Origin of the sequence: Paenibacillus sp. PK1-4R (genome assembly GCF_030369595.1) — a bacterium.
Classification (GTDB): Bacteria; Bacillota; Bacilli; order Paenibacillales; family Paenibacillaceae; genus Paenibacillus.
The window spans coordinates 3400007-3422975 of record NZ_CP126535.1 but is presented as its reverse complement, the minus strand read 5'-3'; the positions used below and the strand labels follow the sequence as shown (position 1 = coordinate 3422975).

The window sequence follows — 22969 nt, the reverse complement described above, 5'->3', positions numbered from 1 at the left end:
GGTCCGACCCAAGGTCAAGCCTCGTTTTCAATTCAAATCAGTTTTTTCACAGATGTACAAAAAAAGCAAGTCATATCGCTGACCTGCTTTGGATTTGATTTCTATTTTCGAGGCGGTATTACAATGAATGTAATCATATTATTGGGGGGGATGAAGTGAATTAGAGGATTTTCTCTTCTTACTTATAATATTGCCGTTCCTGTAAGCGTTAATCAGCATAGGGATTGCAATCAGTAAACTGACGATCATCGGTACGATGGAGGCTTCAAGCCCGAAGCTTCCTCCAGTCAGAAGTGTTGAACCTGTCATTTGAACTTCAAATAAACCGTCCAATGCCATGCCCGAAACTGGAATACCTAACATGCCCTCAAACGCATTCCAGGCAAAATGGAGTCCCATGACAAACCACAGGTTTCGCCGCCACAGAAATCCTGCCCCCAGTAACACACCTGCCTCTATGAATATCGCAATAGAGCTCCAGATAGTGGCTCCAGGGTTAGCGAGATGGGCTAAACCAAAAAAGAGCGAAGTTACGGCCAACGCGATCCAGCTTCCGATCAGTTTTTCCATCGCTTGCAGGAACAAACCACGGAACACCAACTCTTCTACAATAGCCGCACTAATCGCCAAAGCGAATATGGGCGTGATGGAATGTTCGGTAGACCATGTGAACGTATATCCCCCAAGCAAAACAATGACACCGACAGAAACCCCAATAAAAATCAGTCCAACAAACGCACCAAAAATGGTCTCGGTTCCTGCCCTTTTTCTATGTATCTCTTCAACATTGCGCTGACCTGCTAGAAATCTCATGATAAGCCAGTATATAGCGATGGAAAGAACACCTCCAGCCAGGGCCAGCACAATAGATATGAAGCCATCCGAACCAATAAATATCCTGCTAAATATTGAGCCAAACACTACCAAAATAAATGCTCCTGCAAACATCCATACCAACGGAAACTGAATAATTTTCCTCATCTGAGGTCCAACACTCCTTACTTGAATGGTTTGAAGTCTCGTGATCAAGTCTCCCTATAGCTTATGATGTGCTTATTAGTATCAGCTCTGGTCTAGGTCAAAAGTAAGTTTGGTTTAAACTTATTTATTACTCAATGATACACAAAACGGGCAAGCCACATATGTGACCTGCCCGTTGGATTAATGAGTGCGTGTACTCAAACATATTCTGTCCATTACGAGTACTTAATGATTGGATTGTCCGTTTGCCCGGCATCTATAGCTGGTCACGCCATATAGCCTGCGAATATTTAAAATCACACCGGATCGAGGCTCATCTCAATATTGATAATAATCCTTCGGTAAAAGTGTGCTAATTCAATTTCTTGTTTTCCCTCAGATATGCTCAATATACATCTCATTCAAAATATGACCTATACGATATGTGTGCTCTGCCAATTCAGATTTCACATATGATTCAACATCAGTCTTTTCGATATTGTACATGACCTCCATTTCTCTAGAAAAAAGAAGGTGTCCCTCATTGATTTTCTGCTCCAACGAGGTTATCTGTTTTGGTTTCAGATCAACATCCAGCACCTGCTGAAGTGCTTGCACATATGTTTCAAGAGAACGCGCTCCGACAATTTTCAACCCTTGGTTCTCTTCATTCACAATGATAATTGATGGGAAACCTCTAACTCCCAAACTAGCGACACTCTCAAAGTCTTCCTCTAATAACTCTTGTGCAGATTGCTGTGCAGCCGCCTCAACCACTTCTTTACCATTCAAACCCAGTTGATTGACGATATCCGTCAGCACATCATCTTCTCCAATATTTCGATTAAATGCAAACACGGCTTCACGCGCACGTCTTAAAAAGTCCTGCTCTTTACCAGGGTGTGTACTCTGAATCACCTTAAATACGCGAGATGGCGGATAGGAAGAAAGTATTGGATTATCGTGCCATAAGGAACCGTCGATGGGCATGCGTGAATGCTCACCCACTTCCTTCCAATGCTCTGCAACGTCCGAAGGTTTCTGAATCCCGTTAGCGCCATCCGAGAAACCATTCCAGTTAGCCAGTAGCCCACCCATTTTGATTTGCAGCGTAAAATAATGGCCGTATTCCTCAATAAACCGATGAAGCACAGGCTCAAGCGCCCAGCAGTGAGAGCAAATCGGATCTGTTGCGTAATAAAGAGTTATCTTTTTCTCAACGTGATTCAGATTGATTTCTTGCATAGCCTCTTCCTCGCTCACACCACATACGCCTGTTTCCAGATCACACATCATAGATTCGTTACTCACGTGTATCCCGCCTTTATCTTGTCTTATGAATTGATTTTCTTGTGTTAGTTTGATTATAATGTCTACAATCTTCTGAACAAGTACGATTCTTTTTCTGACTTAGTATCAAAAAGTATACTATTGGAGGGTATCAAGTGAAATACGAGTTTAATTTCGATCAGTTATGTCCAGCGACTTATGCATTTCAGGTCATTGGAGGCAAGTGGAATCTTCCGATCCTGGCAATCCTCAGTGAAAATGACTGTATACGTTACAATGAATTAAAAAGAAGACTGCCTGGCATTACCGGAACGATGTTAACGAACTGTTTGAAGGATTTGATTCATTACGGCATCGTGCATCGGGAGCAATATAACGAGGTGCCACCGAGAGTGGAGTATTCGCTCACAGAATCAGGCAAGGAATTGGTTCCTTTAATTGAATCCATGGTAATATGGGGTCAGAAAAATATGACAGCAGGCGTGAAGCAACAAGATATATAACTCCTGGCCTAATTTAACCCCTTACCATAGATGTTCATTTTTGAATCGCTCTGTACACTTTGTTCAACGGTAAAAAGGCTATTTCACTGGACTATCATGTCCTTTGAAATAGCCTTTCCTTTATAAATACAAGACGGCCGCTTGTTTACGACGTGTACACATCTAACTATTCAGGTCGTCATCTTCCTCATTTCCTAAATACATAACCGTTTTTTCTCCCTCAACCAATCTAATGATCTGCTTTCGTAATTTTGAAGGAAATAAAGGTAGTTCGTTTATATTTTTAATTTCGAGCCATTCATATTCCACTTGATTTTCGTCACTTGGCAGAATAGAACTATCTTGGTCCATCAAACCTATGTACTCGCATAAAAAAACAAAATCTACACGATGAAGAGCTTCACCGTATACCCCTTCAATGACAAATTCCAGTGATAACGGTTCTACATCTATTCCGATTTCTTCCGCAACTTCACGCTTCACAGCATCCGTCAGCGTTTCACCTGCATTCTGGCTCCCACCAGGCAGGATGTAGATGACTTCATCATTATCATCCTGCTTCATTGCAAGCATTCTCCCGTCTTTAATGATCAATGCTTTTGCAGAATTTCTAATCTTTCTTTCCATTGCTAATCCCCCATATATATCTGTATCATGTTGTTGAAGGTTGATTCCATTTAACTCCTCGATCTCCATGAAGAATATTTTAACACATACATCTAAACAAATTCTGAACAATCAAATCAACTCACTCTTGGCGACCTCCATGAAAGCAGCCATAGACGGAGAGATCCATTTTTCCCGATGCCAGAGCATTTGCGCTGAAAAGGACACATCTGATAAATCCCACGGCAGAGCAACCACTTCCCCATCGCTCAACTCTTTCTTCAAAGCCATTTCAGGTAATAAAGCGATCCCTAGACCAGCCACAACACATTGTTTAATGGCTTCTACACTATGAAACTCCAGCTCTGTCAGAGCATCTGCACCTTTCTTCGTTATGGATTGGTCAAAATAAGTGCGATACGAACAGTTCTTTTCGGTCAGCAAAAAATGCTGTTTGTGGAAGTCATCAATGACCAACGCGGAACGCGATGCTAACATATGATCGGGAGAAACGACCATTTGAAAGGTCTCATCCTTTAAAAACTCTGAATGAAGGTCTTTGTAATTCATAGGCTCATCCAATACAAAAACGACATCGGCATGCCCTTCTCTCAGACTCGATTTAAGCTCTTGCCCAGACAGGGGGCGGAACAATAACCGCACTCTAGGATAGTCCGCTCGGAAGCGTTTGAACAAGGCTGGAAGAAGATATGCACACAGCACTTCATCTGCTCCGATCACAACCGTTCCCGCCAATTCTCCGTGCTGACTGGATATGCACTTTGCTTCCTCTACATCGTTTAATATCTTAGTGGCGTAAGGCAGAAACTGTTGGCCAGCATCCGTTAACACGACCTTTTTGCCTAATCGATCCAGCAATTTCACCCCAAGCTCTTCTTCCAGCGATTTGATTTGCATGGTTATGGTAGATGGTACATAGCTCAATAATTCAGCAGTTTGACTAAAGCTGCAGGTCGATGCAAGTGTCCAAAAGGTTTTTAGCTGGCGTATTTCCATGAATCAGGCACCTCCTAAGTTCAAAATAAATGAATGATATGTTCGATAACGTTTCGTTGAATTGATAATAGACGTATTGTAGAGTGAAATCAAGTTATTACTATTTTATAAGGAGAATCAATCTATGAACAATTATGAAACATATAACCTTGGAGATACATTACTTCTATCGGGACAACAGCTCCCTCAAGCCTTTATCGCTTACAAGACCTATGGAAACTTAAATGCGGCAAAGGACAATGTTATTGTTGTCCCAACATGGTTTGCTGGAATTCACACAGATAATGAATGGTTAATTGGAACAGACAAGGCACTGGACCCCAGTCGTCATTTTATCGTTGTGCCCAATATGTTGGGTAACGGATTATCGTCCTCTCCAAGTAATACCTCTGCCCCATACGATAAGGACAACTTTCCCCTCATCTCCATGTATGACAATGTGCGCGCCCAACATCAACTCATCACTCAAAAATTTGGTATCTCCAAAATTAAACTTGTTGTGGGCTGGTCTCTGGGAGCCATGCAGGTTTATCAATGGGGTACCAGTTATCCTGAGATGGTCGAACGTATTGCCCCCTTCGGCGGAACGGCAAAGAGCAGACCGCATACACAGTTGGTATTCGAAGCAATGATCGCGGCGTTACAGGCAGATTCAAATTATGAAAATGGTAGATATGAGCGCCCTCCGGTTGCCGGTCTCGCAGCGATGGGAAGAGCTTATGCTCCATGGGGGTTCTCGCAGGCGTACTATTTGGAGAAATTGTACCAATCTGAGGGTTACGACACCTTGAAATCTTATGTAGAAGATTACTGGGATCAGGTATTTCTTCCCTTCGATGCTAACGACTTGATTACCATGTTGCGTACAGGAATATATGGAGACATTAGCGATAATCCCGTAGATGACGGCAACTTCGAACAGGCATTAAGCAAGATCACTTCTCCTGCACTCGTTATGCCAGGATCAAGTGACTTGTTCTTCACACCAGAAGATAGTGCGTATGATGCTCAGCATATGCCAAACGCTGTGTATCAACCTATAGAGTCCAAGTGGGGACACTGCTTTGGAATCGGAGCAAACGAAGAGGATTCAATCGTTATCGATCGTCATCTAAAGCATTTTTTGGAGACATGAGTAAAAAAAGAAGGAGTACAAAGTAAAAAAAGTGCACAAAGCTCATTTATCTTTTCTCCGCTACGACTCAAAAGTAAAAAAAGATACCGCTTCTCGTCAATAACCTTTATATCCCGTTCCCCCTTTCTCGTTTAGAATATTTTCAAGAAAGCGTTATTGAAATATGACTGATAAGGGGGAAAAGAAATGAACAAGAAAACGAAAGCCTTAGTCTTGTCTGTGTGCATGTCAACCTTATTACTCGCAGCCTGTAGCAATGGAAGCGGTGCTGATAAAGGTTCAACGACGGACACGGATTCCAACGAGGCTGGAACGACCACCATTCATACCGTAACATCAGAATACACTTCTGCAAAATATCCAAAGGGCGACGATATCACCAACAATGTATGGATTAAGCGATACAAAGAGAAGTTTAATATCGATGTCAAAACAGACTGGGTTAGCGATGAGTACGATACAAAACTCAATTTGGCTATCGCATCGAACGATCTTCCTGACGTATTCAGAGTTAATCCATCACAACTGAGACAGTTAGTCGAGGCAGATATGGTCATGGACCTTTCCGAGGTCTTTGATCAACACGCTTCAGATCGTCTCAAAGGTTATATGGAAGCAGATGCAGACAGTTACGAATCTGGAAAGAAGGACGGTAAGCTGTACGGGATACCACAGATGCACTGGGGATTAATTGAACAACCAGACTTCATCTGGATTCGGAACGACTGGAAAGAAGAATTGGGAGTCCAAGATCCGAAATCTGTGGAAGACATCAAAAATATCGCACTAAAATTCATGGAAAAGCATGGCGGTTATGGTATAGCGGTAGACCAATCGTTGGATTACCTCAACCTGCTGGCCATTGCATGGAATGCGCATCCGGATATGTGGATGGAGGATAGCACTGGAAAACTCGTGTACGGCTCCGTGCAGCCTGAGATGAAAAATGCGCTGGCGGAGTGGTCAGAATGGTACAAGCGAGGCATTATTGATCCGGAATTTGCAATCAAAGACTTTAATGCGATGAACGCGGACATTGTAGCCGGTAAAGTGGGAATGCAGCCTTATTACCAATGGTGGGGTTATAATCCGGGTGTCGATACGGTATCCAATCTGGGTAAGGACGCCATCTTCTACCCTTATATCATCCCTACCGTTGATGGGAAGGAAGCCAAACAATCCATCTTTTTCGCCAACAACAATTATATCGTCATGAAAAAGGGATTTAAGAGCCCTGAAGAAGTGATCAAAATTTTGAACGACTACGCTTATATTGTGGATGAAGGCAATGGCAAGGAATCGACAGAAACGTTATCCGCCTTGCTGGACAACGATATTGCCCATGTTGTTGGAGCGTTCCGTGTACTTAATCCGAATTCAGATTACGAGCAATTTGAGGCGGTGTCCGCTGCCCTTCAATCCAAGGATACCAGTGGACTCACAACTTCGGGAATGTGGCAAAAATATAACAACAGTGTGGAATTCATGGAGAATGCAACCCCAGGAGCAGTTGGTGATTATTTGCAACAAGGGGCTCCAAAGAATGCGTATGGTCTTGCCAAGAAAGTACTGGACAGCGAGAACTATACAAAGACGGCCTTATGGGGTGTTACGCCAGAAATACTTTCAAGCTACGGCACAACCTTGGATGATATCCTGACCGAAGGTTTCACCAAGATCATTATGGGTAGCGAAAGTATCGATTATTTCGATGTTATTGTCCAGAATTGGCGCGCAGCCGGGGGCGATAATGCAACCCAGGCAGTTAATGAAGCCTACGGGAAGAAATAATCTCGTTTGTCACAAAGAGGGGATGAGGGGATCTCTCCCCTTTATTTGATAGCGATTACATTTGGCGTACGATGAACGGAGGAATATGAATGTTGAGAAAATGGAAGCAGCAGAGTCCTTACCATCTCATGTTGATTCCAAGCCTGGTCTTGGTCTTCATCTTTTGTTACATCCCTTTCTACGGACTTATTATTGCATTTCAGAAGTACAATCCGGGCCTCGGCTTTAACTCGCCATGGGTAGGATGGGATAATTTCACCCACATATTTAATCAGCCGAACTTCGTAAGAACGATCTGGAATACATTGTACATGTCTGTCTTTAAGATTATCGGTGGTATAATCGTGCCCGTAATTTTCGCGTTACTGCTTAACGAGGTACTGCACAGTGGAATCAAACGTACATTTCAAACACTTGTCTACATTCCGAACTTCCTCTCTTGGGTCATTATGGCTGGTATCATGCTGGATATCCTTAGCTCCGACGGCATTATCAATACATTTCTAAGTGTATTTGATATTGCACCGATCTCCTTTCTTGGCACACCTTCTATTTTTCCTTGGACGATGATTGTGAGTGACATATGGAAAGGTTTCGGGTTTGGCACGGTTGTTTATTTGGCAGCCCTGACCAGTATTGATCCGGGACTTTACGAAGCCGCGGTGATCGACGGAGCGAAACGGTGGAAGCAGACCATCTATATTACTTTGCCTCTTCTCATGCCAACCATTGTTTTAATGACTGTATTATCGCTTGGTAACGTACTCAATGCTGGCTTTGACCAGATCTATAATCTCTACTCCCCTGTTGTCTATCAGACCGGTGATATTATTGATACCTATGTCTACCGTCTGGGAATTCAGCAGGCACAGTATTCAATTGGTACCGCTGTCGGGTTATTCAAATCGATCATTTCCAGTGTTCTGGTTGCCGTATCGTATATCTTGGCTTACAGAGTGGCTGGTTATCGTATCTTCTAAGAAGGAGGAACTCACATTATGATCTATGATAAAAGTATGAGCAGGCGTGTATTTCTTATCATAAACTACACCATATTGCTTCTAATCTCTCTCCTATGTATCCTGCCGTTTATCAACCTGCTGGCTGTTTCATTCAGCAGCAGCGCGGCTGTATCTGCGGGGAGTGTTACGTTCTGGCCTGTGGAATTTACGACAAAAGCCTATGAATTTGCATTAATTGGAGGATCATTTTTCTCCTCTCTCTGGGTAGCCATTCAACGAACCGTTATAGGAACGTTGGTGAATCTGGTTCTGATCGTACTCACAGCTTATCCCCTCTCCAAATCCAAACAAAAATTGATGGGGCGTAATATCTATATGGGATTTTTCATAATAACCATGTTATTCAGTGGAGGACTAATTCCAACCTATCTCGTGGTTGTCAAAATGGGACTAATCGATTCCATCTGGTCTCTGATCCTGCCTGGGGCCCTCCCCGTATTCAGTATGATTATCCTCATGAATTTCATTCGGGGGCTGCCCGAGGAAATTGAAGAATCAGCAATTATCGATGGTGCTGGGCCTGTACAGGTATTGCTTCGTATTCTACTACCACTTCTCAAGCCCGCTCTCGCTACGGTTGGTTTGTTCAGTATCGTTGCCCACTGGAATTCGTGGTTCGATGGCATTATCTATATGAACAATCCAGACAATTATCCATTGCAAAGCTACCTCCAGACCCTCCTGCAAAGTTTTGAGCAAATCATGCTGAAATCTGGGTCAGATTATACGCAGCTGTTGTCCATGATGAACGCCAGAACGGGGCGCGCCGCTCAGATGTTCTTGGGTGCCATTCCGATTTTACTCGTGTATCCGTTTTTACAAAAATATTTTACCAAAGGTTTGGTGCTAGGTAGCGTCAAAGGGTGAACAAAAGGGCTTGCAGTTCATACTGCGAGCCCTTTGTTTATATCTAAACTTATTTTTATGATCGTTGTACCGCATTATGAGATGCTTAAATGAAAGCATGAATGACTATTTGGCTTCTATGATGGCAGGCAGCAGAATGGAGAAAATGGTACCTTCACCCATTTTACTCTCCACCTGTATTCCATAGGGTTTCCCAAAATGGAGTTGAATCCGCCGCTGTACATTATGCAATCCAATCCCATTCGTTCCCGTACTTGCACCGGGCTTCTCTTCCAATAGATTCTGCATCGTATGATGATCCATACCAACGCCATTATCGCAGATTTCGATTACAACTGTATCCACCCGCAGTTGAATCCGAATGGTAATGATTCCGTCTTCCTCAAGCTCAGCCAGACCATGAAAAATCGCGTTCTCCACAATGGGCTGCAGGATCATTTTGGGCATGTGATAATCCAACACTTTATCCTCAATCTCATACCTCATCTGAATACAATCATAGTACCTGACATTCTGGATCGTTACGTAATTCGTTATATTATCGAGTTCCTCACGAATGGTTACGAGGGTTCCATCGGATTTTGTTGCATAGCGGAGCATCGAGATTAGTGCATCGGTCATTTCCACGATTTTATCAGCCTGCTGCATCGAGGCAATCCATTTCACCGACCCAAGGGTGTTATACAGAAAATGAGGCTTGATCTGGTCATGGAGCGCACGCATCTCGGCCTTGGCTTTTTCTATTTCTTCCTGCTGCATCCGCTCGACCATTCGCTTCAATTCGTGTGACATTCTGTTGAATCGAATGGATAAATGTCCAATCTCATCTCTGGAGCCAATAGGTTCAACTTGTTCAAACTGCCCTTTCTCGACTAGAGCGATATTCCGTAGCAGTTTTTTAATGGGAGTTGTGATCACGTGAGATAAAAAGATGGATATGACGGCAGCAAAAAGAACAATGACGATGGCAAGCGTCACCAGATTACGGCCTAATATTTTGCCATCAGCAGTCAGCTCATCCAAAGGCATATATAAGTAAGTTGTCCATTTTTGCTGACTAAGGGGACTGGTCACCACGACATTTACTGATTCAGGCGGACGAACGTTGTCCCGGAACAGTGTCCCGATTAATCGTTCGTTCACGTTATATACGATTTTGTCATCCTCATCAACGATCATGAATCTGGAGCGTAGTCCTTCCTGCAAGTTTCGGTTGACGATTTCAATGAATTTGATATCAATGCTGACAACGATAACGCCAAGCAGTTTTCCACTAGTCACATCATGAATTTTACGAGCGTGTGAAACTGCCAGTATTTTATTCTCCAATTGCTCATCGATTCGTGTTGTGAGGGTAATGGTTCTATCACTATCATGCATAAACTTTTTAAACCACAATTCGTTTGCTACTTTGAAGTTTGGATCAATGGGTTGATGTGGACTTACAAAAAGGTCTTGACCCCCGTTCATATTGTAGAGGTAGATGGAGAATACGCGATCTTTCATCATGATGTAATTCATCAGAATATTGTATGCGGCAATCTCATGTTGTTCATCACCCTCTCGCAGGAAATCCTGGATCGGAAAACTCCCTTCATGAGTCGCAGACAGATTGTCACTAAGGCCATTGCTGGCTAGCAGCGAAATTTTCTCAATCTCCTTGAGGAACTCGTCAATGCGAATATTCGTTTGTTTGGCCAGATCGTTTAGTAACGTTGTATAGTTCTGTGCCAATAAACGCTCTGAGGAGTAATACGAGTTGATTGTCATCACCAATACGGGAAGGATAATTACCGTCATACAGATCACCATAATTTTGTACTTGATTCGGAAGGGACGAACATGCTTCATATGCTGCACCTCTATTCACCGATTACTTTCATCCCTGCTGTAATTCTCGATATTCCTCAGGAGTGACACCTACCGATTTTTTGAAAATCTTACTGAAGTACGTGTAATTATGGTAGCCCACCTTTTCTGCGATTTCATACACTCTCATTCCTCTGCTCAACAGATACGCCTTCGCATGTTCAATTCGAACTCGGGTCAAGTACGTAATAAAGTTCTCTCCTCGTTCCTGTTTGAACACACGGCTGAGATAAGACGGATTCACACTGATTTGGCTAGCGATACTTTGCAGTGAGATATCTTCCGCATAATACTTGTCGATCAATTCAGTGGCGAGATCGGTGTAAGTGCTTTCCTGTTTGATTTGGGAATCGGTTTGGAAATAATACGCAATATGAGCAAGCATATCTCGGTGGATATCCTCCCAATACTCCCCCTTTAGAACAATTTCATAGGGTGATTTCTCTGTTAAAGAAGGTGCACCTCTTTCCGTAGCTCGGGATAGATGGGAATGTATCGTTTCCATTACCATGATATATTGCTTGCGAATGCTATTCTCATCTGCTCGTAGCTGTTCCAGATTGGATCGGATTCCTTCAAGGAACTCTTCCGCCTTTTGGTTGTCTTTGCTTACCCACAATTTCAACAAATCTCGTTCTTGTTGCGGGCTCAAAGCCCCCTTAACTTCATGTCGATCTGGGGATTGAACCATATGCTCGTAATACAATACCTGGTTGCTACCTGTGAAGAAACCTTGTTGTAGAGCCATTTCCGCCTCTTGGCAGGCCTTCCTGATGTGAGGGAAACCGGAAGTCATTCTACTTACCCCAGCCGTGAGCGACAGATTCATAAAATCCTTGATCGAAGACAGTAATTTATTACATAGTTTATTCAAGTCGGCGTGTACAGATTGGCTCTCAGGAAGTACATTGACGATCACCCAATATTCAGAGGAACTTTCAACAAAAATTTCTTTCTCCCATTTCGAAGGAATGATCTCTTCCATAATATTAAGAATTGAAAATCGGAGCAGCTTTTCCCCCTTCTCTACATATTTCCGCTTTGCATCCTCGTAATAATTCACGATGAACTTCATGACAACCAACTGGTCCGAACGTATACGAAAATGCAATTCTTCCGCTTTGGTGACGATATCTTCCTCACTGATGAATCCGCTTACAATATCTTGGAAGAAACTATCCTTTAGATATCTTAGGCTCTTGGAATAGTCCTGTGTTATAGAGGGTGTGTTGGTTGGGTGAACATGTTCACTTTGCAGTTTCTGTCCAACAGTGCTCAGGAGGTCAATAAGGGAGGATTCGGTGATCTCGCTTTTAATCAAATAATCTGAAGCACCAAGTTTTAGTGCCTCTTTCACATAATGAAATTCGTCAAAATTACTCAGGATGACATACTTACAGGTTTTCAGTACGCAGGAGGCCTCTTGTATAAGCTGCAGCCCATCCATAATCGGCATCTTGATATCAGTAATAATTAGATCAGGCATCACTTCAAGCGCAAGGCTTAATGCCTCTTTCCCATTTCCCGCTTCACCAACAACATAGAAATTGTACTCTTCCCAATTCAGCATGGAACGAATTCCAACCCGCATGAGCAATTCATCATCTACGATCATCAGTTTATACATGATATCCCCCAACATGAACCATTTTTAGATATTTTACCATTAAACGAACTCTTGCAAAGATGTCTAGCGAACCTTATTACATTGCGGGTATCATAAATATCACTTTTACAGAACGTATGTTCCTGTTATAATCAGATTATCGTATTTGATGTAGCATAAAATGACCGTATGGAAAGGATACATATCATGAATTTATACAAGTTTGAATTAACAGTGAACGGATATCTATTACGCGTTCATTTCAGCGCATCTGAAGAAAGTGGATTAAAATGGTGCAAACGAGTTGCTTCTGAATTCCAGAATAACGTTGCCAATCTGGAGATCAAGGTTGATATACATAAAAAGCAGAAACAAAAGCATGCACGGGATTATCATGGAAAGCCATATCTGTATGATAGGACACTAAGGAAAAAGCCGCTTGCGAAGAAAAATAAAACGGCTGAATCATCTGTTGTTATGTAAAGGGGACTAAAAGACTTTAAGATTCTCATACTCTTGTCCTTCCTATCCTTCAAGACTAAAGATAAAAGCCTGCTCCTATGTGGAACAAGCTTTTATCCGTGTCAGTTGTACTATAATGCCAAGAAAGATTTTTGTTCAACGTTTAGGGCGTGTCTGAAAACTCCGAAGGAAGCAGATTTTGCCGAATTTTCGTTCCAAGCCAGAAAGTTTTCCGCAGGCGTGCCGGGGCACGTCAAGGGAAAGTGACGCAGCAGGGGGCGAAAAGGCGATAAAAGATGCACTTCAGCGAGTTTTGAGACACGCCCTAGTATCTCTCTAATTCCTTAAATATCATATAACGATGGACACCTCTGACAGCATGCATTGCTTCGTGTAATTGCTGAATCGCAGTCTCGCGTTGTCCCGCTTTTAGTTCGATCGCTGCAAGAAGCGAAGATCTCATCCAGACCTTGTTAATGGATTTCAAGTGTTCCCTCGCCTGCTCGCTTCTTCCTTCTTCCATAAGCAAATACGTTTCATAATATGTACGATAATCCGATCTACGCATATTCTGCACCGCAGTACGAACAGCTACCAAGTCGTTGTGATAGGAGCCGTAAGCTGCATTATATACTGCTTGTGTCCTTTTATTCGTGTCCTCATTTCTGATGCGCTCTATTGTGTGTTCCAATTCATCATCAAGTCTGTTTGCAAGAGCGTAATAGATATAAAGCTTTGGGGTATTCTCCTGTCTGCGTAGAAAAGCCTCCACGCGCTCCATGCGTGTTTCCCAACCAAGAGGATAAAAAATACGAATGGTAAACATGATCAGAGTAGCGGTGAGAACGACCCCAAGTATCCAAAACAGAGATTGGTCATTCATCTTCATGTACACAACAATTAAAAATACGGCCAAATAAAAAACAATATCCCACTTATATTTCCCCATCATCCATCTCCTTCATAGACATAAAAAAACTATTATATCAAAACAAACCCCAAGGAGTATATGTACTGCATCCTTTGGGGTTTAGTTAAATTTATAAAAATTGATTTATTGAAATTTTCTTCATTAACGACAACCGACAGCATTGTCTACTCAATAGACTGAAATTCCTTTCACGCCCCGGCGTCTCCAATCATTTGTCTTTCAATTTGTTTCATTTCATAAAAATAGCCTTTTTGCTCCATCAGCTCGGAGAAGGAACCCGATTCCACAATCATGCCTTGGTCCATGACCACAATCCGATCCATCTCTTCCAATCCCGTAAGCCGATGGCAGATCAGGAGAAGTGTATCTTCGGAGGCCTGTGCAAAAAGATGCTGGAGCACACGTTGTTCTGTGACGTAATCCAGTGAGGACGTCGGTTCGTCCAGAAGCCATAACCGTCCTTTGCGTAGCATCGCCCGTGCCAGAGCCAGCCGCTGCTTCTCGCCATCTGACAGGTTCTCCCCTTTTTCATACACCATATCGGTCAACAACTTATTCGGCAGTTGCACTTTCTCCAGCACAGCCGATATTTGTTCATCCGAATGTTCTTCTCCATTCAGCAGCAGATTATCCCGGATGGTTCCCCGGAAGAAATGACTTTGCTGCAACACTACATTCGCTCTTTGCCAAATGCTCTCTTCATTCAGTTCCTTCACCGGAACATCGTTTAACCGTATATCGCCAGACGTTGGTATACGCAGCTTGAGTAACAAATCGATAATTGTTGACTTACCTGACCCGCTCGGCCCGACAATCGCTGTTTTGGAGCCTGCTGCAAGTTGCAGAGATAGCTCCCTCAGCGCCGGTCTCCATTCCCCTTCATATTGGAAGTTAACACCGGATAGTTCAATCGAAACCGCCTGATCGGCTGACACTTCACCGCTTGGCTGTACAGGTTGCACATCGGAGTTTGGCACCGTTTCCGCCAGTCGCTGAGCGGCGTGTTCACTGTCCTGCTTATATAGAGGTAATATAGCCATTGCCGCAGCTTCTTCGAACACGGTCTGCGTGGCCAGGATCAGCATGGCGAGGAATACAGCGGCAAACGCTCCATTCACAATTAAGAAGGCGCTGAGTGCTAGCACACCCCATGTAACAAGATACGTCACAAAAAGGTGCATAGATTGCCCTCGCAGCAGGTGCGAAGCGGCTTGTTTCTGTTCGGTTGCCAATGCAGCGGAAGCCCGCTGAAGCTGTTGCTCACGCTGTTCCAATTGGCCGTATACTTTCAAATCCCTGAAACCATACAATACTTCGGTTACTTCCGTGGACAGCAAGGCACGTTGCTGGCGGACACGTCCGTGTATTTTTCGCTGACCTAACAAGACAATACCTGGTACAACAAATGCCGTAATCAGCATACCTAGTACTAACAAACACGCAATCCAGAGCGAAAAGGCCGAAGTGAACAGCATGGTAGCCAAAAACACCATAACGACCATGATGGGTGGATACGCGACCCGCAAAAAGTAATTTTGCAAGCTTTCCACATCACCCACGATCCGCGCAAGCAGATCCCCGCTTCGGTTTTTGTTCAATATACCTGGCGTTACCGGGATCAGTTTGGCAAAAAAGGACGTCCGCAAGCGGCTCAGCATGGAGAATGTTGCCCTGTGGGAATACAAGCGTTCTCCGTAGCGGCTCGCCGCTCGAAGGAAACCAAGCAGTTTGACCATGGAGGTGAGTACAATTAAGGTGTACAACGGTGGCGCAAATACCGTTTGCGATATCATGTAACCACTCGCGGAAAAGAGAGCTACACCTGCTATGCCGGCGATAAATCCGCCCAATATCGAAAGCAGAATATCCTTGCGCTCCTGAATCATCGCTTTTGACAGAATCGTCAGCTCATTCATGCCAACCCTCCTTTCCGTTGTACATCCACCATCTCCGCATATTGAGGCAGGCGCGCCAGAAGCGCTTCATGATGTCCTGAATCCACCAAGACCCCATTGTCCATAAACAAAATGTTGTCTGCATGTTGAATTGTATATAAACGGTGCGCCACCGTAATCATCGTTGCCGTTTTGGCTAATGCCGCAATGGATTGTTGCAGTACCCGCTCGGTGTGCAGATCCAGTCCTACGGTGGGTTCATCGAACAAAATGACAGCTGGTCGCTTCAGAAAAGCACGTGCTAAGGCAAGTCGCTGCTTTTCCCCACCAGATAATCCCCGGCCACCTTCACCAACAAACGTATCCAACCCCTGCTCCAATTGTGCAACAACGCCAGCAAGTCCTGCTTCCTCTGCTGCCTGCTCAATTTCAACTCTGGAGACGTTCCGACCCGCGCCAATCGCGATATTTTCGGCAAAAGTACCTGTAAAAATATACGGATGCTGTGTAATGTAGCTAACACGTTCAAACCATGCAGCCTCATCATGTTGCAAAAGCTGGCTTCCGTTAACCAGAACTGCTCCCGAATCTGGTTTCAGCAAACCAGCAATGAGATGGAGCAGCGTGGTTTTACCTGATCCACTTTTGCCTACAATAGCGATCTGTTCTCCCGGTCCAATCGAGATCTGTCCTGTCTCAAGTCCAAAAGAATCAGGTGTGTACTGGAATCGAACATCGTTCAGTTCAATGGTTGGTGGCATAGTGATCAACTTGGCACGAGCTGTACGAAGCTCTTCCGTCTTTGCAATTGCATCGACATCGGTTAATTCGCTTTGATCCGATCCATCTTCAGGCTCCGTTTGTGTGCTCTTGATACTTGTTTCATCAAGCATTTGTTCCACCTTACGAATGGCCCCCATACTGGTTCGCCCGCTGTGAAAAGCCGTTCCTGTATTCTTCAACAGACTGTAAAACTCAGGGACGAGTAACAACACAAGAAAGGCCGTATGAAAGGTCATCGATTTGAACACGAGTAATTGGATAGCCAGTTCAAGCGCAACAATACCAATGCTTAACATCACAATCGATTCCAGCATAAACGTATTTGTAAATGCAATTTTCAAAATGCCCATGGTGGCATCACGATATCCCAGACTGCTGCGTTCAATCTCCTGTTGCTGACGTTTAGCCCGTCCGAATATTTTCAACGTAACCAGTCCTTGAAGCGAATCCAGAAATGTACCGGAAAACTCAGCCAGTTGCGCGTATTTTTCTTCTGATTTGTTTTTCGTTTGGAGCCCAACCAAGATCATGAACAGCGGGATAAACGGTGCCGTAAATAGCATAATCCAGCCTGTGTTGGCGTGCTGCGTAAATGTAACAACCAGAATCAGAATCGGGATCATCGCGGCTTCCATCATACGCGGCATGTACTGACTGAAATAACTGTCGGCTTCATCCACAGCATCCAAAGCAACACTGACCTTTCCTCCCGTCTGTCCACTCAGGGTTGAAGGCATGGAAGCGCGGGTCAGCTTCTGCAATACAGATGCTCGCATATTCGTCTTGGCGCGTGCTGCCATATGCAAGCCCACTTTCCCGTTTCCATACGACAATAGTGCACGTACAGCCATGACAGCCAGCAATAGGCCCAGTAACAGAACCACGGATGAAAAGGAAGCTTTCTCTACAAAGATTCGCTGGACTGCTTCAGCCACCAAGGTGGCCTGACTTATTATAGCTACACCAAGCGCCAGCGATATGATCGCAAGGAGAAGCCTGTTTTTTCGTTGTAAAGACATTTGCTGCGAGATCAGATTGGATTTGGCTCTCCTCTTCATTGAACGCTCCTCCTTTATTTTTTCCCTTTCACATAATCCGCATCAAACAGGAACAGTTTGAAGACCAGAATCAGAGAAGGAATTAACAGGCACAGCCCCCCGATAAACACAACGACTAGTGCAAAACCCATCGCTGGCGGTGTGGCGCTGCTCTGAATGGTGATGTGTGGATCAAGAATGTAAGGATATTGCCCAATCCCGTAAGCAAAAAAGGCTGTGAAAAATTGCAGCATGATGCATATAAAAGCTAAACCGTAACGCCGTCCGTTATATAACAGCCACATGGCAATCATGAAAAATGCAACGGAAAGCGCCAGCAGCCACCATAAATCCATCATATTTTGAAAATGACGCTCATTGTGTTGACCTAAATATATAAATGCAGTCAGCGCGAGAATAATGGTCGGTGTGCTCCAGAACAAAGCATAGTTCCGCATCAGCTTCAATGCCGAATGGTCCTCTGCGCGAGAAGCGTAAAATGTGAGAAATGATCCGCTAATGAACAATACGGACACGATGGCTAGACCAACGATGCTCCACGATAATGGATTCGTAAACAGCGCCCAGTAATCCAGGGAAACGGTATCCCCTTGCTTCAAAATAAAGCCACCTTCTGAGAGGGTCAGTGCCACTGACAATGACGCTGGAATAAGCAACCCGGTAGCCCCGTATAAAAACAGATATACGACGTTATTTTTGGAACCATAATTCTCGAAAGCATAGAACGACCCACGAATAGCAAGTAAAATGACGGCAATACTTCCCGGAACAAGCAGCGCGGAGCCATAATAGTAAGCAGTATCCGGAAAGAATCCAACGATGCCAATATAGAAAAAGACAAAAAATACATTGGTGATCTCCCAGACAGGTGATAGATAACGGGAGATCAGACGATTAATCAGGTGATCCTGCTTTGTCAGGCGTGCATAAAAGGCGAAGAAACCTGCTCCAAAATCAATAGAAGCTACAATAAGATAGCCGTACAAGAACAGCCAGAGTACGGATATACCAATCAATTCATAACTCATCAGGCCTGATCCCCTTTCTTGGCTGATTGATCATGCTTCTGTTCCAACCATTTCTCCATCTCAAGCTCCGCAGGATTATTATTGAACAGACGTCTCAATACGAGAACACAGATGACGCCGAGCACGATGTATAGAAGCAAGAAGACGAAAAATAAAATTCTTACACTCGGTGAAGAAGTAGCAGCCTCTTCCACTCGCATATAACCTCGGATGATCCATGGCTGCCGCCCGATCTCTGCATAGAACCAGCCCATTTCAACAGCCAGAAAAGCAAGCGGTGCACTAAGTGCAACCATACGAAGCATCCACTTGTTAAACTGATTACGTTTCTTCCAAAACACAAACAGGAAGTACAGACTTGATATAGCAAGTAGAGCAAATCCAATTCCAGCCATTAGATCAAACAAATAATGCACAAGTAAGGGCGGGTGTTCATCTGGTGGAAATTCGTTTAGCCCGGTAACCTCGGCGTTAAAGTCTCCAAAGGCAAGGAAACTCAGCAGTTTCGGCAAATGAAGAGCGCCTATAATTTCATGTTCTGCATTCAGCCATCCCAAAAAAATCAAATCCGCGCCGCTTTCCGTCTCGAAATGCCACTCGGCAGCTGCGAGCTTCTCCGGCTGATGCTCAGCCAAAAACTTGGCAGATACATCTCCTGCTAAGGAATTTAATAAACTGAATACCAGCACAACGGCCATCATGAGATTCAAGCCTTTTTTGTGGTAGGCCGACACTCCTTTTCTCAGCATCGCAAAGGCTGCTATTCCGGCTAACAGAGCAGCTCCTGTCAGATAAGCCGAGCTTAATACATGGAATACTTTGGAGAACGTCGCCTTATTCAACATCGCTTGCACGGGGTTCACTGCCATGAATTGACCTGCTTCCATGACAAAACCTTCAGGCTGGTTCATGAATCCGTTCACTGTTGTAATAAAAACAGCAGACATGCCTGCCCCGGCGACAATCGGAATAGTCAGCAACCAGTGGATATACGGATTTTTGAACCGATCCCACGTATACAAGTAAATTCCCAGGAAGATGGCTTCAAAAAAGAATGCGAACACTTCCATAAATAGTGGCAGTGCAATGACATTCCCGGCCAGCTTCATAAAATTCGGCCATACCAAGGCCAACTGCAGTGATATCGCTGTGCCTGTCACGACGCCAACCGCTACAGATATGACAAACCCTCTGGACCACCTCTTTGCCATAAGTATGTAATGGTGATCCTTCTTCCGAATGCCGATGAACTCTGCAATAGCAATCATCAAAGGTACACCGACACCCAGCGTTGCAAAAATCACGTGGAATCCCAGCGTCAAACCAGTCACTAGCCTGCTCCATAACACCGTATCAATAGCCATTCTTTGTGTTGCCTCCTTTCAAACTCTGTTCATTTTTGTAACATTCAATATCAGCTTCGGCCAAGCTCAATGCAGAGTTGCGAAAAATTTCACAAAGTTAGGTATGACGATATCTTGCCACACCTTTATTGCGTTTACTCCTGTTGGCTCCAGCATTGGATGCCTATTAAAATCTGATATTGATGCACTTAAAGTACTAACCAAGCCTATTAATCAAAATTATTATATCTTTATTTTTACCTAATTCAATCAAAGACACGTCTTCTACCCTAAACGTTCAAGAAAGGATCAACTCTTTCTGACAACTTGGTGAAAAACAAAAAATACACCCAATGGAGCTATTGATTCATTGGGTGTAAACGTGCTATCGCACGGCAGATTCGCTATTTTACTTGCTTACTTGCTCCGGACTCACCGCACCTGCCTCACGACGTACGCTCATGATGATCAGTGATGCAGCTAATATCGTAAGGATTATTCCAAGCATCTGAAATCCTGTCACATTAAATGTATCTCCCATGACAATCCCAATTAATAACGACGATAAGATGGTTCCCAGGTAGCGTGATGTATTAAAAATACCCGATGCGACTCCAATCATTTCTTTGGGTGTGCTTTTGAACAGAGCAGCTTGCATGCCGACCGCGTTTAGGCCGTTACTTATGCCAAATAAAGCTAAGGCAACAATGACAATGAAGATTGGAGAAGTTTCATTCATAATAACGATTAATATAGAGCCAAATGTCATTAAAGAAGCGGATACAATCAGAGTTGGCCGTGATCCTGATCTGTCAATCCAGCGTCCTGCGATCGGTGCAATAATGACTGAACATAACCCCAAAGCTAGCATGCTCATTCCTGTATGAACTTCGTTGAGATGACGTACCTGCTTCAAAAACGTAGGAACTCCAAAAAAAAGTGCGTAAAACAGGATGTTCACCAGCATGTATTGCACATTCACCCAAGTCATCTCGGGATATGTGGCAAACGTGCGCAGAGGGATAAAAGGCGTGCCTGCTTTTAATTCATGTCGGATGAACATGACGAGTGCGATTAACCCGATCCCCCCTGTCAGCAGATGCCATGTTGAAATATTTCCTGTGGATTTTACTGAAAGTAAACCGATGAGCAGAGTCACCAAAGCTACCGTAAACATCAGGATACCTGGTGCGTCAATTAACGCAAGCCATTGCCGAATGGACATGTGACCAGAGATAGACGGAGATTGCTCGTCCTTCGGGATTGTTTTCCAGGCGAACCAAAAGCTTGCCATGACAAACGGAATATTAACGAAGAATATGCTCTGCCAGTCCCACCAATGAATCAATACTCCACCAACAAAAGGTCCAACTGCAGCCGCTCCTGAAAGGAATATAGCCAAGGTGGACAAGGCGGAGGCTTGTTTTTCAGTCACGTTCATTCTGACAATCGCCATTCCAACGGCCACCATCATGCTTGTGCCAATCGATTGAACGATCCGGAATACGATGAGCCACGAAAAACTGGGAGACCACGGAGCTAGCATGGACGATACAAAAACAATAACAAGACCCATGAGGAAGATCTTCCTGCGGCCAAACAAATCACTACACTTGCCCATAACGGGTTGAGCGACAGCACTGGCAATGTAAAATGATAAAATAATCCACGAAACGGCTGTAAAATTAAGTTGATACACTTGTTGTAGCCTGGAGATTGCCACCGAAATCATGGAGGAATTCAACGGATTCAACATAATTCCAAGTCCAACAGCTAACATCAATCCTTTATTTCGAACGTTCATTGGTGCACCTCTCTCTCTCTCTTCTGCTGTTATCTTACTTGAACGTATTCATTTATTCCAACGCATTATATGTTATGATTTGATGAACTAGAAGGAATGAAGGAATGGTGCAAATGGAACTTCTTCAACTAAAATATTTCCTGACGGTGGCCCGATGCGAACATGTTACGGAAGCTGCGGGAAAGCTTCATGTCACGCAATCCTCCCTGAGCAAAACGATACAACGATTAGAGGACGACCTTGGAGTCCCTTTATTTGATCGAATCGGGAGAAAGCTGCGACTAAACGACTTTGGAAGAACATTTCTTCAACGAACTGAAAAAGCCTTATTTGAATTGGAACAAGGAAAGCGGGAAATCGCTGACCTCTCCAACCCGGATCAGGGTACACTGCAATTGGCGGTGACTACGGCAAGCACATTGCCAGGCATACTGCGGGAATTCCGAAAAAACAAGCCGGATATTCAGTTCCATGTGCAAATGGTTTCGTTAGAAAACATGTCCAGACTTCTACATCGAGGCGAGGTGGACTTTTGTCTCTCCTCCCCTCCGATTCAAGGTGACGATATCGAATGTCAGTTATTATATGACGATCCGATTGTAGTCGCTGTTCCTATGGGTCATCGATATGCAGACCGAACCAGCATTCAATTAACCGAGCTTAGGGACGAGTGGTTTGTTGGGGTGAAGCAAGGGTATGGGGTTCGTGATATGGTAGATTCCGTATGTCAATCCGTTGGTTTTGTACCGAAGTATGTGTATGAAGGTGATGAGCCTGCAAGATTAACAGCCCTTGTTGAAGCGGAGATCGGTCTCGCGTTTATACCTAGCACAGCCAGAAACCCGCATGAGCGCATTAGATATCTTCAGGTAGAGGAACACCAACTCGTTCGTGAGATCGCTCTACTTTCGCACAAAAACAGGTATATTTCCAAAGCCGCTTTAGAGTTTCGCAGAGTGGTTATGGACTATTTCAGTGCTATGCCATGAGCATAAATTC

The 22969-nt window shown here is 44.0% G+C and carries 19 protein-coding genes; 7 read left to right on the top strand and 12 right to left on the bottom strand.

What is annotated here, in order from left to right:
* Positions 1-138: 138 nt before the first annotated feature.
* Together QNO02_RS14910 and QNO02_RS14905 are read right to left on the bottom strand one after the other, a co-directional pair.
* On the bottom strand, positions 139-981 hold the full coding sequence (locus tag QNO02_RS14910; protein ID WP_289392611.1) for a CPBP family intramembrane glutamic endopeptidase: 843 nt from the start codon (positions 979-981) through the stop codon (positions 139-141).
* A 375-nt stretch (positions 982-1356) separates the two neighbouring features.
* Positions 1357-2271: a DsbA family oxidoreductase gene (locus tag QNO02_RS14905; RefSeq protein ID WP_289392609.1), complete on the bottom strand. Its 915-nt coding sequence runs from the start codon at positions 2269-2271 to the stop codon at positions 1357-1359.
* A 134-nt stretch (positions 2272-2405) separates the two neighbouring features.
* Here QNO02_RS14905 and QNO02_RS14900 point away from each other — a divergent pair, with 134 nt between their 5' ends.
* The gene (locus QNO02_RS14900; protein WP_036615751.1) at positions 2406-2753 is read left to right on the top strand and encodes a winged helix-turn-helix transcriptional regulator; all 348 of its coding nucleotides are present in this window, start codon (positions 2406-2408) and stop codon (positions 2751-2753) included.
* 162 nt (positions 2754-2915) lie between these two features.
* Here the strand turns inward: QNO02_RS14900 and QNO02_RS14895 are convergent, their stop codons facing one another.
* Both QNO02_RS14895 and QNO02_RS14890 read right to left on the bottom strand, forming a co-directional pair.
* Positions 2916-3380: an NUDIX domain-containing protein gene (locus QNO02_RS14895; protein ID WP_165980276.1), complete on the bottom strand. Its 465-nt coding sequence runs from the start codon at positions 3378-3380 to the stop codon at positions 2916-2918.
* A gap of 111 nt (positions 3381-3491) precedes the next feature.
* On the bottom strand, positions 3492-4376 hold the full coding sequence (locus QNO02_RS14890) for a LysR family transcriptional regulator (protein WP_289392607.1): 885 nt from the start codon (positions 4374-4376) through the stop codon (positions 3492-3494).
* A 124-nt stretch (positions 4377-4500) separates the two neighbouring features.
* On the opposite strand from QNO02_RS14890, the gene QNO02_RS14885 reads away from it, so the two are divergent.
* From QNO02_RS14885 to QNO02_RS14870, 4 genes are all read left to right on the top strand, one after another.
* A complete protein-coding gene (locus QNO02_RS14885; RefSeq protein ID WP_289392606.1) occupies positions 4501-5511 on the top strand; it encodes an alpha/beta fold hydrolase in 1011 nt (336 codons plus the stop codon).
* 186 nt (positions 5512-5697) lie between these two features.
* Positions 5698-7302, top strand: coding sequence for a type 2 periplasmic-binding domain-containing protein (locus QNO02_RS14880; RefSeq protein WP_289392605.1), 1605 nt, complete (start codon positions 5698-5700; stop codon positions 7300-7302).
* An 89-nt stretch (positions 7303-7391) separates the two neighbouring features.
* Positions 7392-8282: an ABC transporter permease gene (locus tag QNO02_RS14875; protein WP_289392603.1), complete on the top strand. Its 891-nt coding sequence runs from the start codon at positions 7392-7394 to the stop codon at positions 8280-8282.
* Between the two features lie 18 nt (positions 8283-8300).
* On the top strand, positions 8301-9191 hold the full coding sequence (locus tag QNO02_RS14870; RefSeq protein ID WP_289392602.1) for a carbohydrate ABC transporter permease: 891 nt from the start codon (positions 8301-8303) through the stop codon (positions 9189-9191).
* 105 nt (positions 9192-9296) lie between these two features.
* Here QNO02_RS14870 and QNO02_RS14865 read toward each other — a convergent pair whose 3' ends face one another.
* The gene (locus tag QNO02_RS14865) at positions 9297-11042 is read right to left on the bottom strand and encodes a cache domain-containing sensor histidine kinase (protein WP_036615764.1); all 1746 of its coding nucleotides are present in this window, start codon (positions 11040-11042) and stop codon (positions 9297-9299) included.
* Between the two features lie 28 nt (positions 11043-11070).
* Complete coding sequence (locus QNO02_RS14860) at positions 11071-12687, bottom strand: helix-turn-helix domain-containing protein (RefSeq protein WP_289392601.1); 1617 nt, start codon at positions 12685-12687, stop codon at positions 11071-11073.
* Positions 12688-12873: 186 nt separating this feature from the next.
* On the opposite strand from QNO02_RS14860, the gene QNO02_RS14855 reads away from it, so the two are divergent.
* Positions 12874-13149: a hypothetical protein gene (locus QNO02_RS14855; protein ID WP_091030401.1), complete on the top strand. Its 276-nt coding sequence runs from the start codon at positions 12874-12876 to the stop codon at positions 13147-13149.
* A gap of 304 nt (positions 13150-13453) precedes the next feature.
* On the opposite strand, the gene QNO02_RS14850 is transcribed toward QNO02_RS14855, so the two are convergent.
* The 6 genes from QNO02_RS14850 to QNO02_RS14825 all read right to left on the bottom strand — a co-directional run bounded on the left by QNO02_RS14850 (position 13454) and on the right by QNO02_RS14825 (position 21970).
* On the bottom strand, positions 13454-14080 hold the full coding sequence (locus QNO02_RS14850; protein ID WP_143023566.1) for a hypothetical protein: 627 nt from the start codon (positions 14078-14080) through the stop codon (positions 13454-13456).
* Between the two features lie 167 nt (positions 14081-14247).
* On the bottom strand, positions 14248-15975 hold the full coding sequence (gene cydC / locus QNO02_RS14845; protein ID WP_289392600.1) for a thiol reductant ABC exporter subunit CydC: 1728 nt from the start codon (positions 15973-15975) through the stop codon (positions 14248-14250).
* On the bottom strand, positions 15972-17795 hold the full coding sequence (cydD, locus tag QNO02_RS14840) for a thiol reductant ABC exporter subunit CydD (protein WP_289392599.1): 1824 nt from the start codon (positions 17793-17795) through the stop codon (positions 15972-15974). The genes cydC and cydD overlap by 4 nt, the downstream gene beginning before the upstream one ends.
* Before the next feature lie 14 nt (positions 17796-17809).
* Positions 17810-18823, bottom strand: a complete 1014-nt coding sequence (locus QNO02_RS14835) for a cytochrome d ubiquinol oxidase subunit II (protein ID WP_289392598.1) — start codon at positions 18821-18823, stop codon at positions 17810-17812.
* Complete coding sequence (locus QNO02_RS14830; protein ID WP_289392597.1) at positions 18823-20187, bottom strand: cytochrome ubiquinol oxidase subunit I; 1365 nt, start codon at positions 20185-20187, stop codon at positions 18823-18825. Before QNO02_RS14830 ends, QNO02_RS14835 begins: the two co-directional genes overlap by 1 nt.
* Positions 20188-20575: 388 nt before the next feature.
* Entirely contained in the window at positions 20576-21970 is a 1395-nt protein-coding gene (locus QNO02_RS14825) for an MFS transporter (protein WP_289392596.1), read from the bottom strand.
* 113 nt (positions 21971-22083) lie between these two features.
* Here QNO02_RS14825 and QNO02_RS14820 point away from each other — a divergent pair, with 113 nt between their 5' ends.
* Positions 22084-22959 (top strand): LysR family transcriptional regulator, encoded by an 876-nt coding sequence (locus tag QNO02_RS14820; RefSeq protein WP_289392784.1) that lies wholly within the window; start codon positions 22084-22086, stop codon positions 22957-22959.
* Positions 22960-22969: the final 10 nt, after the last annotated feature.

Coding starts and splice junctions, on each gene's coding strand:
- QNO02_RS14855 (WP_091030401.1), top strand. CDS start 12,874: ATGAATTTATACAAGTTTGAATTAACAGTGAACGGATATCTATTACGC.
- QNO02_RS14820 (WP_289392784.1), top strand. CDS start 22,084: ATGGAACTTCTTCAACTAAAATATTTCCTGACGGTGGCCCGATGCGAA.
- QNO02_RS14860 (WP_289392601.1), bottom strand. CDS start 12,687: ATGTATAAACTGATGATCGTAGATGATGAATTGCTCATGCGGGTTGGA.
- QNO02_RS14835 (WP_289392598.1), bottom strand. CDS start 18,823: ATGAGTTATGAATTGATTGGTATATCCGTACTCTGGCTGTTCTTGTAC.
- QNO02_RS14890 (WP_289392607.1), bottom strand. CDS start 4,376: ATGGAAATACGCCAGCTAAAAACCTTTTGGACACTTGCATCGACCTGC.
- QNO02_RS14870 (WP_289392602.1), top strand. CDS start 8,301: ATGATCTATGATAAAAGTATGAGCAGGCGTGTATTTCTTATCATAAAC.
- QNO02_RS14895 (WP_165980276.1), bottom strand. CDS start 3,380: ATGGAAAGAAAGATTAGAAATTCTGCAAAAGCATTGATCATTAAAGAC.
- QNO02_RS14885 (WP_289392606.1), top strand. CDS start 4,501: ATGAACAATTATGAAACATATAACCTTGGAGATACATTACTTCTATCG.
- QNO02_RS14850 (WP_143023566.1), bottom strand. CDS start 14,080: ATGATGGGGAAATATAAGTGGGATATTGTTTTTTATTTGGCCGTATTT.
- cydD (WP_289392599.1), bottom strand. CDS start 17,795: ATGAAGAGGAGAGCCAAATCCAATCTGATCTCGCAGCAAATGTCTTTA.
- QNO02_RS14910 (WP_289392611.1), bottom strand. CDS start 981: ATGAGGAAAATTATTCAGTTTCCGTTGGTATGGATGTTTGCAGGAGCA.
- QNO02_RS14875 (WP_289392603.1), top strand. CDS start 7,392: ATGTTGAGAAAATGGAAGCAGCAGAGTCCTTACCATCTCATGTTGATT.
- QNO02_RS14825 (WP_289392596.1), bottom strand. CDS start 21,970: ATGAACGTTCGAAATAAAGGATTGATGTTAGCTGTTGGACTTGGAATT.
- cydC (WP_289392600.1), bottom strand. CDS start 15,975: ATGAATGAGCTGACGATTCTGTCAAAAGCGATGATTCAGGAGCGCAAG.
- QNO02_RS14865 (WP_036615764.1), bottom strand. CDS start 11,042: ATGAAGCATGTTCGTCCCTTCCGAATCAAGTACAAAATTATGGTGATC.
- QNO02_RS14880 (WP_289392605.1), top strand. CDS start 5,698: ATGAACAAGAAAACGAAAGCCTTAGTCTTGTCTGTGTGCATGTCAACC.
- QNO02_RS14830 (WP_289392597.1), bottom strand. CDS start 20,187: ATGGCTATTGATACGGTGTTATGGAGCAGGCTAGTGACTGGTTTGACG.